The organism is Kluyvera georgiana (assembly GCF_050990895.1).
Taxonomy (GTDB): domain Bacteria; phylum Pseudomonadota; class Gammaproteobacteria; order Enterobacterales; family Enterobacteriaceae; genus Kluyvera; species Kluyvera georgiana.
Genome location: NZ_CP158865.1, coordinates 3,173,166 through 3,187,317, shown reverse-complemented (window position 1 = coordinate 3,187,317; position 14,152 = coordinate 3,173,166). Strand labels below are relative to the sequence as shown.

The following is a 14,152-nucleotide window of genomic DNA, read 5'->3' as shown; positions in this document are numbered from 1 at the left end:
AACGGCATGGCAGAACTGCAACTCACCCTTCGCGTCGCGCGGAATCTGCATCTGGCGGCACAGGGCCTTCTTACCCGTCCACGTCGTCAGCCCCAGACGACGGATATTCTCCGTACCATTCAGCAAATGTCTTTGCTGCAAATCGATACCATCAACGTGGTGGCCCGCAGCCCGTATCTGGTGCTCTTCAGCCGTCTTGGTGCCTATCCTTCCTCGTGGCTCGATGATGCGCTCGCGCGCGGTGAGCTGATGGAGTACTGGGCGCATGAAGCGTGTTTCCTGCCGCGCAGCGATTTTGCGCTGGTGCGCCATCGTATGCTGGCGCCGCATAACATGGGCTGGAAATATCACCAAAGCTGGATGGATGAGCACGCTACCGAGATTGCGGCCCTGAAAGCGCATATCGCTGAGAATGGCCCGGTGCGCTCCGCCGATTTTGCTCACCCGCGTAAGGGGCAGAGCGGCTGGTGGGAATGGAAACCGCACAAGCGGCACCTTGAGGGGCTGTTTACCGCGGGCGAAGTGATGGTGGTAGAACGCCGAAACTTCCACCGCGTTTACGATCTGACGGAACGCGTCATGCCGCAGTGGGACGATCGCCGTGATGCGCTCGCGCAGCCGCAGGCCGAAGCCCTGATGCTGGAAAACAGCGCCCGCAGCCTGGGTATTTTTCGTCCTCAATGGCTGGCGGACTATTATCGGCTGCGCCAGCCGGATCTCCGCGCGCTGTTGGCACAGTGGCAAGAACAAGGGCAGGTGGTACCGGTAAACGTTGAACAGCTTGGCGAGATGTGGGTTCACCACAGTCTGCAATCCGAGTTGGTGCGGGCGGCGGAAGGTAAGCTCAATGCTACCCACAGTGCGGTGTTGTCACCCTTCGATCCGGTGGTTTGGGATCGTAAACGTGCTGAACAGTTTTTCAACTTTACCTATCGTCTGGAGTGCTACACGCCTGCGCCGAAACGGCAGTACGGCTATTTCGTCCTACCGTTGCTGCACCGCGGCGAGTTAGTTGGCCGTATGGACAGCAAAATGCACCGTAGCGACGGCGTGCTGGAGATTTTCGCTCTGTACCTGGAAGAGGGGGTACGGGTCAGCCAGCATCTGGAAAAAGGCTTGATGCAGGCCATCAACGACTTTGCTCGCTGGCAAGGCGCGACGCGCGTGACCTTCGGCGCGGTGGCGGAAAAACTCTTTCTCCATCAACGACACGGTTGGGAGATTGACGCCGACCGGTAGCGCTCTATGATATGCTGCACTGGTTTTCGATACGGCCCATCAGGAGGAACCATGGATCACCGTCTACTTGAAATTATTGCCTGCCCGGTTTGCAACGGCAAACTCTACTACAGCCAGGACAAGCAAGAACTGATTTGCAAACTTGATAATCTGGCGTTTCCCCTGCGTGACGGTATCCCCGTATTGCTGGAAAACGAAGCCCGCGTTTTAGCCGCTGAAGAGAACAGACCATGAGTTTCGTTGTGATTATTCCGGCGCGTTTTGCCTCTACGCGCCTGCCGGGTAAGCCGTTGCAGGATATCAACGGTAAGCCAATGATTGTGCATGTGCTGGAGCGCGCGCGTGAATCCGGGGCTGAACGTATCATTGTGGCTACCGACCATCCTGAGGTGGCGAAAGCCGTTGAAGCGGCGGGCGGCGAAGTGTGCATGACCCGTGCCGATCATCAGTCGGGCACCGAACGTCTGGCGGAAGTGGTGGAAAAATGCGCCTTCAGCGATGACACCGTTATCGTTAACGTGCAGGGCGACGAGCCGATGATCCCGGCGGTTATTATCCGCCAGGTAGCGGAAAACCTGGCCGCGAGCCAATCCGGTATGGCGACTCTCGCGGTACCGATTCACGATGCGGAAGAAGCGTTTAACCCTAATGCGGTAAAAGTGGTCATGGATAAAGACGGCTACGCGCTGTATTTCTCCCGTGCGACCATTCCGTGGGATCGTGACCGCTTTGCCAAAAGCCGCGAAGAAATTGGCGACACCCTGCTGCGGCACATCGGTATCTACGGTTACCGCGCCGGGTTTATTCGTCGCTACGTCAACTGGGCGCCAAGTCCGCTGGAACACATTGAGATGCTCGAGCAGCTCCGCGTGCTGTGGTACGGTGAAAAAATCCACGTTGCTGTCGCCAAAGAAGTGCCGGGGACGGGCGTTGATACGCCAGAAGATCTGGCCCGCGTCCGCGCCGAACTGAAGTAATCCTGCCGCCCCCTGGTTCTCAGGGGGCGTCTTCCTGCCGAGTATTTCTGACTTTCTGTTTCAATTTTGATCTTGTCTGGTGAAATTCACTTTTCATATGCTCATTATGAAAGCAATGGCTTTTATGGGGGTAATCTGTCATGGAACAGCTACGGGTAGAACTTAGCCATCTGTTGGGTGAATCGCTCAGCCGTGTGGAGTGCATCAATGAGCAGACGGATACCGCATTGTGGTCGCTGTATGATGCCGAAGGCAATCCCATGCCGCTGCTGGCGCGCAGCTTTACGTCCCCCGGCCTGGCTCGCCAACTGGCGTGGAAATTCTCAACGCTGGCGCGTCACGGCACCGTGCGGATGCCGGTAGTGTATGGCGTGATGACCCACGAAGAGCACCCTGGGCCGGATGTCCTGCTGCTGGAGCGACTGCGGGGCGTTTCTGCTGAAGCGCCCACCCGTAATCAGCAACGTTGGGATGCGCTAAAAGATCAGATTGTGGAAGCGCTGCTGGCGTGGCATCGAGTCGATAGTGCGGGCTGCGTAGGTTTTGTGGATAGCACTCAGGAAAACAGCTGGCCGCAATGGTATCGACAGCGAATTGAAGTGCTGTGGGGCACGCTGAATCTGTATCAGAACACTGGGCTGACCATGCAGGATAAGCGGCTGCTGTTCCGCACCCGCGAATGTCTGGACGCGCTGTTTGAGGGCTTTAGCGATAACTGCGTGTTGGTACATGGGCATCTTACTTTGCGCAGCATGCTGAAAGATTCGCGCAGCGATCAACTGCTGGCGATGGTTAGCCCGGGGCCGATTCTGTGGGCGCCGCGGGAATACGAGCTGTTTCGCCTGCATGAAAGCCCGCAGGCGGAACAGCTGTTATGGCACTACCTCCAGCGCGCGCCGGTCGCCGAAGCGTTTCTTTGGCGGCGCTGGCTGTACCTCCTGTGGGATGAGGTCGAGAAGCTGGTCAACACGGGGAAATTTACCCGCGCCAATTTTGACCTGGCCTCGAAATCACTGCTCCCCTGGCTCTCCTGAATCGCCTTTCAGCCATTGCCAGATGCGCCCCAGCGTTTCATAGCCTACCCGGTCGCTGTGCATCAGCCATACCGGGGAAGGGATAATGCGCTCCCACGGATTAAGCGGCGAGGCAATGGCCAGCTGGTTCGCCGGAGCGGGCAGTGGATGAAGCCCAACATGCTGGAAGAAAATCATCGCACGCGGCAGGTGCGAAGCCGACGTTACCAGCAGGAATGGGGCATCGCCGATGGCGGCTTTCACCGCGCTTGCCTCTTCTTCAGTATCTTTTGGGGTATCCAGCACGATAATCTCGCTGCGCGGTACGCCAAGGCTTTCCGCGACCCGCGCACCCGCTTCGGCGGTACTGACCGGGTTGGTCAATGCCCGGGCGCCGGTGAAGATCAGCTTCGATCCCGGATTGGCCTGCCACAGACGAATCCCTTCCGCCAGACGCGGCAGACTGTTGCTTATCAAGTTTGAGCTGGGCGCCCACTGTGGGTTCCACGTATAGCCGCCGCCAAGTACCACTACATACTGCGCAGAGTGTTCGCCGCGCCAGGTGGGGTACTTATCCTCAATGGGTTTTAGCAGGCCATCCGCAACGGGCTGCAGACTTAGCAGCAGTAAAAAAAGCCAGCCGGCGGTGATGGCGCATTTGCCCAGCTTCTGGAAGCGGGTAAACCACACCAGGACTATTCCCAAACCGATCAATAAAAGCAGTAAAGGTAGCGGCAGCATCATGCCGCCGATAAACTTTTTCAGCATAAAAAGCATTCTATTGAGTACCTTTTTTAACCATCTGACGCATGAATGCAGGGATATTACACCAGATAGCTTCATTCTCGCCGTGGGTGTGACAAAATAGACCCTTTGTGGCTGGTGATGGAAGGACGTCCCGTGCAGGATCGCAATTTCGATGACATTGCGGAAAAGTTTTCGCGCAATATTTATGGCACCACCAAAGGCCAGCTGCGCCAGGCTATTCTGTGGCAGGATCTGGACGCGCTGCTGTCGACCATGGGATCGCAGCCGCTGCGCATTCTGGACGCCGGCGGCGGTGAAGGCCAGACGGCGATCAAAATGGCGGAGCGCGGTCATCATGTGACGCTGTGCGATCTTTCTGCCGAGATGATCGCCCGCGCAAGTCAGGCTGCCAGCGACAAAGGTGTGAGCCACAACATGCATTTCATACAATGCGCGGTGCAGGACGTGGCCGGGCATTTGGAAAGCCCGGTTGATCTGATATTGTTTCACGCTGTACTGGAGTGGGTAGCCGAACCGCAGGAGGCGTTAAAAACGCTGTGGTCGGTGCTGCGTCCAGGCGGCGCATTCTCATTAATGTTCTACAATGCAAACGGCCTGTTGATGCATAACATGGTGGCGGGCAACTTTGATTATGTTGCTCTTGGCATGCCGAAAAAGAAAAAGCGTACGCTGTCGCCGAACTACCCGCGCGACCCGCAGCAGGTCTATGGCTGGCTGGAAGAGATTGGCTGGCAAATTAACGGGAAAACCGGCGTGCGAGTGTTTCATGACTATCTGCGCGACAAGCATAAGCAACAGGATTGCTATGACATCCTGCTGGAGCTGGAAACGCGCTATTGCCGTCAGGAACCTTATATCAGCCTGGGGCGCTATATTCATGTCACCGCGCTTAAGCCGCAGACAGAAACAAGGATAAACGATGAGTGAATTTTCCCAGACAGTCCCCGAACTGGTTGCCTGGGCCAGAAAAAATGATTTCGCCATTTCGCTCCCCGTCGATAGGCTCTCATTTTTGCTGGCCATTGCAACGCTGAACGGCGAGCGGCTGGAAGGTGAAATGACGGAAGGCGAGCTGGTGGATGCGTTCCGTCACGTCAGTGATGCGTTTGAGCAAACCAGTGAAACCATCGGTACGCGCGCCAACAACGCGATTAACGATCTGGTTCGCCAACGTCTGCTGAACCGCTTTACCAGCGAAATCACGGAAGGAAACGCCATCTATCGTCTGACGCCGCTGGGCATTGGCATTACCGACTACTATATTCGTCAGCGCGAGTTTTCGACGCTGCGCCTGTCAATGCAGCTGTCGATTGTGGCCAGCGAGCTGAAAAGAGCCGCTGATTCGGCGGAAGAGGGCGGCGATGAGTTTCACTGGCACCGTAACGTCTACGCGCCGCTGAAATATTCGGTGGCGGAGATTTTCGACAGCATCGACCTGACGCAGCGCATCATGGATGAGCAGCAACAGTCGGTCAAAGATGACATCGCGCAGTTGCTGAATAAAGACTGGCGCGCGGCGATCTCCAGCTGTGAGCTTTTGCTGTCCGAAACATCCGGCACGCTGCGCGAATTGCAGGATACGCTGGACGCGGCGGGCGATAAGCTGCAGGCGAACCTGCTGCGCATTCAGGATGCGACGCTGAGCCATAACGATCTGCATTTTGTCGACCGCCTGGTGTTCGACCTGCAAAGTAAGCTCGACCGTATCGTTAGCTGGGGCCAGCAGGCAATTGACCTGTGGATCGGCTACGACCGTCACGTGCATAAGTTTATCCGTACCGCTATCGATATGGATAAAAACCGCGTCTTTGCTCAACGCCTGCGCCAGTCGGTGCAGTCGTACTTTGATGCGCCGTGGGCGCTCACCTATGCCAGCGCCGACCGTTTGCTGGACATGCGTGATGAAGAGATGACGCTGCGCGATGAAGAGGTCACCGGCGAACTTCCGCCAGATTTAGAGTACGAAGAATTTAACGAAATCCGCGAACAGCTTGCCGCGCTGATCGAAGAACAGTTGGCTATCTATAAAACCAAACAGCTGCCGCTGGACCTCGGTCTGGTGGTGAAAGAGTATCTGGCTCAATATCCGCGAGCGCGCCACTTCGACGTTGCGCGTATTGTGGTTGACCAGGCGGTTCGTTTGGGCGTAGCGCAAGCAGATTTCACCGGACTGCCGGCCAAATGGCAGGCAATTAATGATTACGGAGCCAAGGTACAGGCGCATGTCATTGACAAATATTGAACAAGTGATGCCGGTTAAACTGGCACAGGCCCTGGCCAACCCCCTTTTTCCTGCGCTGGATAGCGCGCTGCGTGCGGGCCGCCACATCGGCCTGGACGAGCTCGACAACCACGCTTTTTTGATGGATTTCCAGGAGTACCTGGAAGAGTTTTACGCCCGCTACAACGTTGAACTGATCCGCGCGCCGGAAGGGTTCTTCTATCTGCGTCCGCGCTCTACCACGCTGATTCCGCGTTCGGTTCTCTCCGAACTGGACATGATGGTCGGCAAAATCCTTTGCTACCTCTACCTCAGCCCGGAACGCCTGGCAAATGAAGGCATCTTCACCCAGCAGGAGCTGTACGATGAGCTGCTGGCGCTGGCCGATGAAGCCAAGCTGTTGAAGCTGGTTAATAACCGTTCCACCGGCTCTGACCTTGACCGTCAGAAGTTACAGGAAAAGGTGCGCTCTTCGCTCAACCGCCTGCGCCGCTTGGGTATGGTGTGGTTTATGGGCCATGACAGCAGCAAATTCCGCATCACCGAATCGGTTTTCCGCTTCGGCGCCGACGTACGTTCCGGCGATGACGCGCGCGAAGCGCAGCTGCGCATGATTCGCGACGGTGAAGCCATGGCGATTGAAAACCATCTGCAGCTCAATGACGAGAACGACGACCATCAGCAGGATAGCGGGGAGGAAGAATAATGATCGAACGTGGTAAATTTCGTTCGCTAACGCTGATTAACTGGAACGGGTTCTTTGCCCGTACTTTCGATCTGGATGAGCTGGTCACCACGCTGTCAGGTGGTAACGGTGCCGGTAAATCGACCACCATGGCGGCCTTCGTCACGGCGCTGATCCCCGACTTAACGCTGCTGCACTTCCGTAACACCACCGAAGCGGGGGCCACCAGCGGTTCACGCGATAAAGGTCTGCACGGTAAGCTGAAAGCGGGTGTCTGCTATTCGGTACTCGACGTGATGAACTCGCGTCACCAGCGCGTGGTGGTTGGCGTGCGTCTGCAACAGGTGGCGGGGCGCGATCGTAAAGTCGACATTAAGCCATTCGCCATTCAGGGGCTGCCAACCTCGATTCAGCCGACCCAACTGCTGACCGAAACGCTGAACGAGCGCCAGGCGCGCGTGCTGACGTTGCAGGAGCTGAAAGATAAGCTCGATACCATCGAAGGCGTTCAGTTCAAGCAGTTCAACTCGATTACCGACTACCACGCGCTGATGTTCGATCTGGGCATCGTCGCGCGTCGTCTGCGATCTGCCGCTGACCGTAGCAAATTCTATCGCCTGATTGAAGCCTCGCTGTACGGCGGTATTTCCAGCGCGATTACCCGCTCGCTGCGCGACTACCTGCTGCCGGAAAACAGCGGCGTGCGCAAAGCGTTCCAGGACATGGAAGCGGCGCTGCGCGAAAACCGGATGACGCTGGAAGCGATTCGCGTCACCCAGTCTGACCGCGACCTGTTCAAGCACCTGATCTCCGAAGCCACCGACTACGTGGCCGCCGACTACATGCGCCATGCCAACGAGCGCCGCGTGCATCTGGATAAAGCGCTGGAGTATCGCCGCGAACTGTTCACCTCCCGCTCGCAGCTGGCGGCGGAACAGTACAAGCACGTCGATATGGCGCGCGAGCTACAGGAACACAACGGCGCGGAAGGCGATCTCGAAGCCGATCACCAGGCCGCCAGCGACCACCTGAATCTGGTGCAGACCGCGCTGCGCCAGCAGGAAAAAATTGAGCGCTATGAAGCGGATTTAGACGAGCTGCAAATTCGCCTCGAAGAGCAGAATGAAGTGGTGGCGGAAGCCGCCGAACAGCAGGAAGAGAACGAAGCGCGCGCCGAAGCCGCCGAACTGGAAGTGGATGAGCTGAAAAGCCAGCTCGCCGACTACCAGCAGGCGCTGGACGTCCAGCAAACGCGCGCCATTCAGTACACCCAGGCGCTACAGGCGCTGGAGCGCGCGAAAGCGCTGTGCCACCTGCCGGATTTAACGCCGGACAGCGCGGCGGAATGGCTGGAAACCTTCCAGGCCAAAGAGCAGGAAGCCACGGAAAAACTGCTGTCGCTCGAGCAGAAAATGAGCGTTGCCGAGACGGCACACAGCCAGTTTGAGCAAGCCTATCAGCTGGTGGCGTCAATTAACGGCCCGCTGGCGCGTAACGAAGCCTGGGACGCGGCGCGTGAACTGTTGCGTGACGGCGTAAACCAGCGTCACCTGGCGGAGCAGGCGCAGCCGCTGCGCAGCCGTCTGAATGAACTGGAACAGCGTCTGCGCGAACAGCAGGAAGCCGAGCGTCTGCTGGCCGATTTCTGCAAGCGTCAGGGCAAACAGTACGATATTGACGATCTTGAAAACCTGCACCGCGAGCTGGAAGCACGCATTGCCGCGCTGAGCGACAGCGTGACTGACGCTCGCGAGCAGCGTATGCAACTGCGTCAGGAGCAGGAACAGCTGCAATCGCGTATCTCGGCGCTGATGCACCGCGCGCCGGTCTGGCTGGCGGCGCAGAACAGCCTGAGCCAGCTGTGCGAGCAGAGCGGCGAACAGTTTGAGTCCAGCCAGGACGTTACCGAATACCTTCAGCAACTGCTGGAGCGCGAGCGCGAAGCGATCGTCGAACGCGACGAAGTCGGCGCGCGTAAACGTGCCGTCGATGATGAAATTGAGCGCTTAAGCCAGCCGGGCGGTTCCGAAGACCCGCGCCTGAACGCGCTGGCCGAACGTTTTGGCGGCGTACTGCTGTCGGAAATCTACGATGACGTCAGCCTTGACGACGCGCCGTACTTCTCCGCGCTGTACGGCCCGTCGCGTCACGCCATCGTGGTGCCGGATCTGTCGCAGATCGCCGAGTATCTGGAAGGGCTGGAAGATTGCCCGGAAGATCTCTATCTGATTGAGGGGGATCCGCAATCCTTCGATGACAGCGTGTTCAACGTCGACGAGCTGGAAAAAGCGGTGGTGGTGAAGACCGCCGATCGCCAGTGGCGCTACTCGCGCTTCCCGGCGGTGCCGCTGTTTGGCCGCGCCGCGCGCGAAAGCCGCATTGAGAGCCTGCACGCCGAGCGTGAAGTGCTGTCTGAACGTTTTGCGACCCTGTCGTTCGACGTCCAGAAAACCCAGCGTCTGCATCAGGCGTTCAGCCGCTTTATCGGCAGTCATCTGTCGGTGGCGTTTGACGACGATCCGGAAGCGGAAATTCGCAAACTGAACACCCGTCGCAACGAGCTGGAGCGCGCGCTCAGCAGTCACGAAAGTGATAACCAGCAGCAGCAGGCGCAGTACGAACAGGCGAAAGAGGGCGTTGCGCTGCTCAACCGCCTCCTGCCGCGCCTGAGCCTGCTGGCCGATGAAACGCTGGCCGACCGCGTGGATGAAATCCAGGAGCGCCTGGACGAAGCGCAGGAAGCCGCACGCTTTATCCAGCAGCATGGCAACCAGCTGGCGAAGCTTGAGCCGATTGTCTCTGTACTGCAGAGCGACCCGGAGCAGTTTGAACAGCTGAAAGAGGATTACGCCTGGTCGCAGCAGGTGCAGCGCGAAGCGCGTCAGCAGGCGTTTGCCCTGACTGAAGTCGTGCAGCGTCGCGCCCACTTCGGCTACTCTGACTCAGCGGAAATGCTGAGCGGCAACAGCGACCTCAACGAAAAACTGCGTGAACGTCTGGCGCAGGCGGAAAGCGAGCGGAGCCGCGCGCGTGAAGCCATGCGTACCCACGCCGCGCAGGTGAGTCAGTACAGCCAGGTATTGGCGTCGCTGAAAAGCTCCTACGACACCAAGAAAGAGCTGCTTAACGATCTCTATAAAGAGCTGAAAGATATTGGCGTACGTGCCGATGCGGGCGCAGAAGAGCGCGCGCGCATTCGCCGTGACGAGCTGCACGCGCAGCTGAGCAACAACCGCGCGCGCCGCAACCAGCTGGAAAAAGCGCTGACCTTCTGCGAAGCGGAGATGGATAACCTGACCCGTAAGCTGCGCAAGCTGGAACGTGATTACCTCGAAATGCGCGAGCAGGTGGTGAGTGCGAAAGCGGGATGGTGCGCGGTGATGCGCCTGGTGAAAGACAATAACGTCGAACGTCGTCTGCACCGCCGCGAGCTGGCCTATCTCTCCGCTGACGATCTGCGTTCAATGTCGGATAAAGCGCTGGGCGCACTGCGTCTGGCGGTTGCGGATAATGAACATCTGCGTGACGTGCTGCGTATGTCGGAAGATCCGAAGCGTCCTGAACGTAAGATTCAGTTCTTCGTGGCGGTATATCAACATCTGCGCGAACGTATCCGTCAGGATATTATCCGCACCGACGACCCGGTAGAAGCCATCGAACAGATGGAAATTGAACTGAGCCGTCTGACCGAAGAGCTGACCAACCGTGAGCAGAAGCTGGCGATCAGCTCCCGCAGCGTGGCGAATATCATTCGCAAAACCATTCAGCGCGAGCAGAACCGTATTCGTCAGTTGAACCAGGGCCTGCAAAGCGTGTCGTTTGGCCAGGTGAACAGCGTGCGCCTGAACGTCAACGTACGCGAGACGCACTCGATGCTGCTGGACGTGCTCTCTGAGCAGCATGAACAGCATCAGGATCTGTTCAACAGCAACCGTCTGACCTTCTCAGAAGCGCTGGCGAAACTGTACCAGCGCCTGAATCCGCAAATCGATATGGGCCAGCGTACGCCGCAGACTATTGGTGAAGAGCTGCTCGACTATCGTAGCTACCTGGAGATGGAAGTTGAGGTTAACCGTGGTTCTGACGGCTGGCTGCGCGCGGAGTCCGGCGCGCTGTCGACCGGTGAGGCGATCGGTACCGGGATGTCGATTCTGGTGATGGTGGTGCAGAGCTGGGAAGATGAAGCTCGGCGTCTGCGCGGTAAAGATTTGTCACCGTGCCGTCTACTGTTCCTTGATGAAGCGGCGCGTCTGGATGCCCGTTCCATCGCCACGCTGTTTGAGCTGTGCGAGCGTCTGGAGATGCAGCTTATCATCGCGGCACCGGAAAACATTAGCCCGGAGAAAGGCACAACCTACAAGCTGGTGCGTAAAGTGGTGCACAACCACGAACACGTACATGTGGTGGGGCTGCGCGGTTTTGCCGCTCAACTGCCGGAAACCTTGCCGGGGACCGCGGATGCATCGTAGCGGAGCATGCCGCCTGTAGGCCGGATGGCGCTGGCCCACAGGCGGGTAGGTATCCGAATACAAAAAAGGCGACAGCAATGTCGCCTTTTTTGTTATCTGCTTTTCATCGCTAGCGCGTTATTATCTTTAGACTTCTTTACATTTGAACGGGCAAAATAGTTTTTGTCTTTATATACTGAAGGTAAGCCCACGTTAGGGTCTTTGTATAGATAACAGGGGGCAAGGGATGTTGCTGAAAAAAGAAAATGGTCGTCGGTTGTCAGCCGTGAGTTTATGTCTGGCGATGACGTTTGCTCCACTGTTTACCGCTTCTGCGGGCGAACCAGAGCTGGTGCCTTCTGACGGTACCGCGACGCCAGCGGAACAATCGCCGGTGCTTCTGCATCCAGGGGCGCAATCGCCAGCAATGGCGAGTCTTGTCGGTACACAACCGCTGGCTGACGGCTCGGCGGCGAAGAGCCGTGCCGATATTCTTGCTACGCTACCTTCCGGATATCAGCCCGTCTACCTTAATCCGCTGGCGACATTGTATGCCGCCCGTGAGATGAAACCCATGTGGGAAAACCGTGATGCGGTACGCGCCTTCCAGCAGCAGCTGGCGGAAGTGGCGATCGCCGGTTTTCAGCCGCAGTTCACCCGGTGGGTTGAACTGCTCACCGACCCGGCTGTCAGCGGGATGGCGCGTGATGTCGTGCTTTCCGATGCCCTGATGGGCTATCTGCACTTTGTCAGCGGGATTCCGGTTCAGGGTAACCGCTGGCTGTATAGCGATAAGCCGTACACGCTGGCAACACCGCCGTTGTCGGTGATAAACCAATGGCAGTTAGCGCTGGATAACGGCTCGCTGCCGCAGTTTATTGCCGCCCTGGCGCCACAGCATCCGCAGTATAGTGCGATGCATCAGGCGCTACTGGCGTTGACGGGCGACAATCGCCCGTGGCCAAAGTTGACCTCGACGGTTTCATTGCGTCCAGGGCAGTGGAGCAGCGATGTGCCTGCGCTACGTGAAATCCTGCAACGTAACGGTGTGCTGGATAACAGCCCGGCGATACCGCTGCCGGGCGACAACGTCGGCAAGACGAAAAAGGGGGGAAAAAGCGGCCCAGCGGCCTATGACCGCCAACTGGTGGACGCGGTGAAACGTTTCCAGGCGGCGCAGGGGCTTGGCGCGGACGGTGTGATTGGCACATCGACGCGCGACTGGCTGAACGTCTCTTCTGCCCAGCGTGCGGGCGTGCTGGCGCTAAATATTCAGCGTTTGCGCCTGCTGCCGGGGAAAGTCTCTACCGGGATTATGGTGAATATCCCGGCCTACTCGTTGGTTTACTATCTCAACGGCAGCGAAGCGCTGGCCTCGCGGGTTATCGTGGGACGCCCCGATCGTAAAACGCCAATGATGAGCAGCGCGCTGAATAACGTGGTGGTCAACCCACCGTGGAACGTGCCGCCGACGCTGGCACGTAATGATATTCTCCCGAAGCTGCGTAATGATCCAGGTTATCTGGAGCGGCATAACTACACCGTATTACGCGGCTGGAACAGTAAAGAAGCTATCGATCCATGGCGGGTCGATTGGTCAACAATCACGCCGTCGAATTTACCGTTCCGTTTCCAGCAGGCACCGGGTGAACATAACTCGCTGGGGCGCTATAAGTTTAATATGCCAAGTTCCGACGCCATTTATCTGCATGATACGCCTAATCATAATCTGTTCCAGAAAGATGCGCGGGCATTAAGTTCCGGCTGCGTGCGGGTAAATAAAGCCTCCGATCTGGCGAATATGCTGTTACAGGATGCGGGCTGGAATGATGCGCGAATTTCCGATGCCCTTAAACAAGGGAATACACGCTATGTGAATATCCGGCAGAATATTCCGGTTAATCTCTATTATCTCACTGCCTTTGTCGGCGCTGACGGACAGACACAATATCGAACAGATATTTACAATTATGATGTCACTGCGCGATCGGGTGCACAGATTTTGCCAAAAGCGGAACAATTGATCAGATAAATGAAGTAGTTCAGGTAATGTAGTTGTCGAATAAAAAGCGCAGATGCCAGCCCCGCAGGTCCAGGGCTGGCGGCTTTGCGTGGCAGGCCGCCTTGACGCTGGCTTTGATGCCCGGTAAGGTGCTTAACGTGCGCCAGAAGTGCATATTTTTCGATCACATTACTGACTGTAGACCTGATTATCATGGACAAATTTGACGCTAATCGCCGCAAGCTGCTGGCGTTAGGTGGTGTTGCGCTCGGCGCGGCCGCCATCTTGCCCACGCCTGCGCTTGCCACCCTCTCGACCCCACGTCCGCGTATTTTAACGCTGAATAACCTGCATACAGGTGAGTTGATAAAAGCCGAGTTTTTTGACGGCCGAGGCTATATTCAGGATGAATTAGCAAAACTAAACCATTTTTTCCGTGACTATCGCGCGAATAAAATAAAAAGCATCGATCCTTCTTTGTTCGATCAGCTTTATCGCCTTCAGGGACTATTAGGAACAAATAAGCCTGTGCAATTGATCTCTGGATATCGTTCCGTTGATACCAATAATGAGCTAAGAGCGCACAGCAGTGGGGTAGCGAAAAAAAGCTATCACACGAAAGGTCAGGCAATGGATTTTCATATTGAAGGCGTTTCATTAAGTAATATACGCAAAGCTGCGTTATCTATGCGCGCAGGTGGTGTAGGATATTACCCACGTAGCAACTTTGTGCATATTGATACCGGGCCGGTCCGGCACTGGTAGCTCTACGCCAACCGTTCAGGCACACTGAAGTGTC

General features: G+C 57.0%; 12 protein-coding genes. 10 read left to right on the top strand and 2 right to left on the bottom strand.

The window, feature by feature from the left end; all coding sequences use genetic code 11:
• Positions 1 to 6: 6 nt before the first annotated feature.
• From ABTW00_RS15220 to ABTW00_RS15205, 4 genes are all read left to right on the top strand, one after another.
• The gene (locus ABTW00_RS15220) at positions 7 to 1,239 is read left to right on the top strand and encodes a winged helix-turn-helix domain-containing protein (protein ID WP_433636237.1); all 1,233 of its coding nucleotides are present in this window, start codon (positions 7 to 9) and stop codon (positions 1,237 to 1,239) included.
• A gap of 51 nt (positions 1,240 to 1,290) precedes the next feature.
• Positions 1,291 to 1,473 (top strand): protein YcaR, encoded by a 183-nt coding sequence (gene ycaR, locus ABTW00_RS15215; protein ID WP_035892430.1) that lies wholly within the window; start codon positions 1,291 to 1,293, stop codon positions 1,471 to 1,473.
• Positions 1,470 to 2,216 carry a 3-deoxy-manno-octulosonate cytidylyltransferase gene (gene kdsB / locus ABTW00_RS15210; protein ID WP_064548805.1) on the top strand — a complete coding sequence of 249 codons (747 nt, stop codon included), beginning with the start codon at positions 1,470 to 1,472 and terminating at the stop codon, positions 2,214 to 2,216. Before ycaR ends, kdsB begins: the two co-directional genes overlap by 4 nt.
• A 140-nt stretch (positions 2,217 to 2,356) precedes the next feature.
• A complete protein-coding gene (locus ABTW00_RS15205; RefSeq protein ID WP_433636235.1) occupies positions 2,357 to 3,250 on the top strand; it encodes a YcbJ family phosphotransferase in 894 nt (297 codons plus the stop codon).
• Here the strand turns inward: ABTW00_RS15205 and elyC are convergent.
• On the bottom strand, positions 3,227 to 4,006 hold the full coding sequence (gene elyC, locus ABTW00_RS15200; RefSeq protein ID WP_433636234.1) for an envelope biogenesis factor ElyC: 780 nt from the start codon (positions 4,004 to 4,006) through the stop codon (positions 3,227 to 3,229). The two genes, ABTW00_RS15205 and elyC, sit on opposite strands and share 24 nt — an antisense overlap.
• 123 nt (positions 4,007 to 4,129) lie before the next feature.
• Between elyC and cmoM the strand changes: the two genes are divergently transcribed.
• The 5 genes from cmoM to ldtD all read left to right on the top strand — a co-directional run bounded on the left by cmoM (position 4,130) and on the right by ldtD (position 13,383).
• Positions 4,130 to 4,924, top strand: coding sequence for a tRNA uridine 5-oxyacetic acid(34) methyltransferase CmoM (cmoM, locus tag ABTW00_RS15195; RefSeq protein ID WP_433636232.1), 795 nt, complete (start codon positions 4,130 to 4,132; stop codon positions 4,922 to 4,924).
• Positions 4,917 to 6,239 (top strand): chromosome partition protein MukF, encoded by a 1,323-nt coding sequence (mukF, locus tag ABTW00_RS15190; protein ID WP_064548812.1) that lies wholly within the window; start codon positions 4,917 to 4,919, stop codon positions 6,237 to 6,239. Before cmoM ends, mukF begins: the two co-directional genes overlap by 8 nt.
• Positions 6,220 to 6,924, top strand: a complete 705-nt coding sequence (gene mukE, locus ABTW00_RS15185; RefSeq protein WP_064548815.1) for a chromosome partition protein MukE — start codon at positions 6,220 to 6,222, stop codon at positions 6,922 to 6,924. The genes mukF and mukE overlap by 20 nt, the downstream gene beginning before the upstream one ends.
• Positions 6,924 to 11,372, top strand: a complete 4,449-nt coding sequence (mukB, locus tag ABTW00_RS15180) for a chromosome partition protein MukB (protein ID WP_064548817.1) — start codon at positions 6,924 to 6,926, stop codon at positions 11,370 to 11,372. Before mukE ends, mukB begins: the two co-directional genes overlap by 1 nt.
• A 226-nt stretch (positions 11,373 to 11,598) precedes the next feature.
• On the top strand, positions 11,599 to 13,383 hold the full coding sequence (ldtD, locus tag ABTW00_RS15175) for a L,D-transpeptidase (protein ID WP_433636229.1): 1,785 nt from the start codon (positions 11,599 to 11,601) through the stop codon (positions 13,381 to 13,383).
• Between the two features lie 10 nt (positions 13,384 to 13,393).
• Here ldtD and ABTW00_RS15170 read toward each other — a convergent pair whose 3' ends face one another.
• Positions 13,394 to 13,528, bottom strand: coding sequence for a hypothetical protein (locus ABTW00_RS15170; RefSeq protein WP_280686459.1), 135 nt, complete (start codon positions 13,526 to 13,528; stop codon positions 13,394 to 13,396).
• A gap of 38 nt (positions 13,529 to 13,566) precedes the next feature.
• Between ABTW00_RS15170 and ABTW00_RS15165 the strand changes: the two genes are divergently transcribed.
• A complete protein-coding gene (locus tag ABTW00_RS15165; RefSeq protein WP_064548821.1) occupies positions 13,567 to 14,118 on the top strand; it encodes a YcbK family protein in 552 nt (183 codons plus the stop codon).
• The last annotated feature ends 34 nt before the right edge of the window (positions 14,119 to 14,152 follow it).

Coding starts and splice junctions, on each gene's coding strand:
- ABTW00_RS15220 (WP_433636237.1), top strand. CDS start 7: ATGGCAGAACTGCAACTCACCCTTCGCGTCGCGCGGAATCTGCATCTG.
- ycaR (WP_035892430.1), top strand. CDS start 1,291: ATGGATCACCGTCTACTTGAAATTATTGCCTGCCCGGTTTGCAACGGC.
- kdsB (WP_064548805.1), top strand. CDS start 1,470: ATGAGTTTCGTTGTGATTATTCCGGCGCGTTTTGCCTCTACGCGCCTG.
- ABTW00_RS15205 (WP_433636235.1), top strand. CDS start 2,357: ATGGAACAGCTACGGGTAGAACTTAGCCATCTGTTGGGTGAATCGCTC.
- elyC (WP_433636234.1), bottom strand. CDS start 4,006: ATGCTTTTTATGCTGAAAAAGTTTATCGGCGGCATGATGCTGCCGCTA.
- mukF (WP_064548812.1), top strand. CDS start 4,917: ATGAGTGAATTTTCCCAGACAGTCCCCGAACTGGTTGCCTGGGCCAGA.
- mukE (WP_064548815.1), top strand. CDS start 6,220: ATGTCATTGACAAATATTGAACAAGTGATGCCGGTTAAACTGGCACAG.
- mukB (WP_064548817.1), top strand. CDS start 6,924: ATGATCGAACGTGGTAAATTTCGTTCGCTAACGCTGATTAACTGGAAC.
- ldtD (WP_433636229.1), top strand. CDS start 11,599: ATGTTGCTGAAAAAAGAAAATGGTCGTCGGTTGTCAGCCGTGAGTTTA.
- ABTW00_RS15170 (WP_280686459.1), bottom strand. CDS start 13,528: ATGCACTTCTGGCGCACGTTAAGCACCTTACCGGGCATCAAAGCCAGC.
- ABTW00_RS15165 (WP_064548821.1), top strand. CDS start 13,567: ATGGACAAATTTGACGCTAATCGCCGCAAGCTGCTGGCGTTAGGTGGT.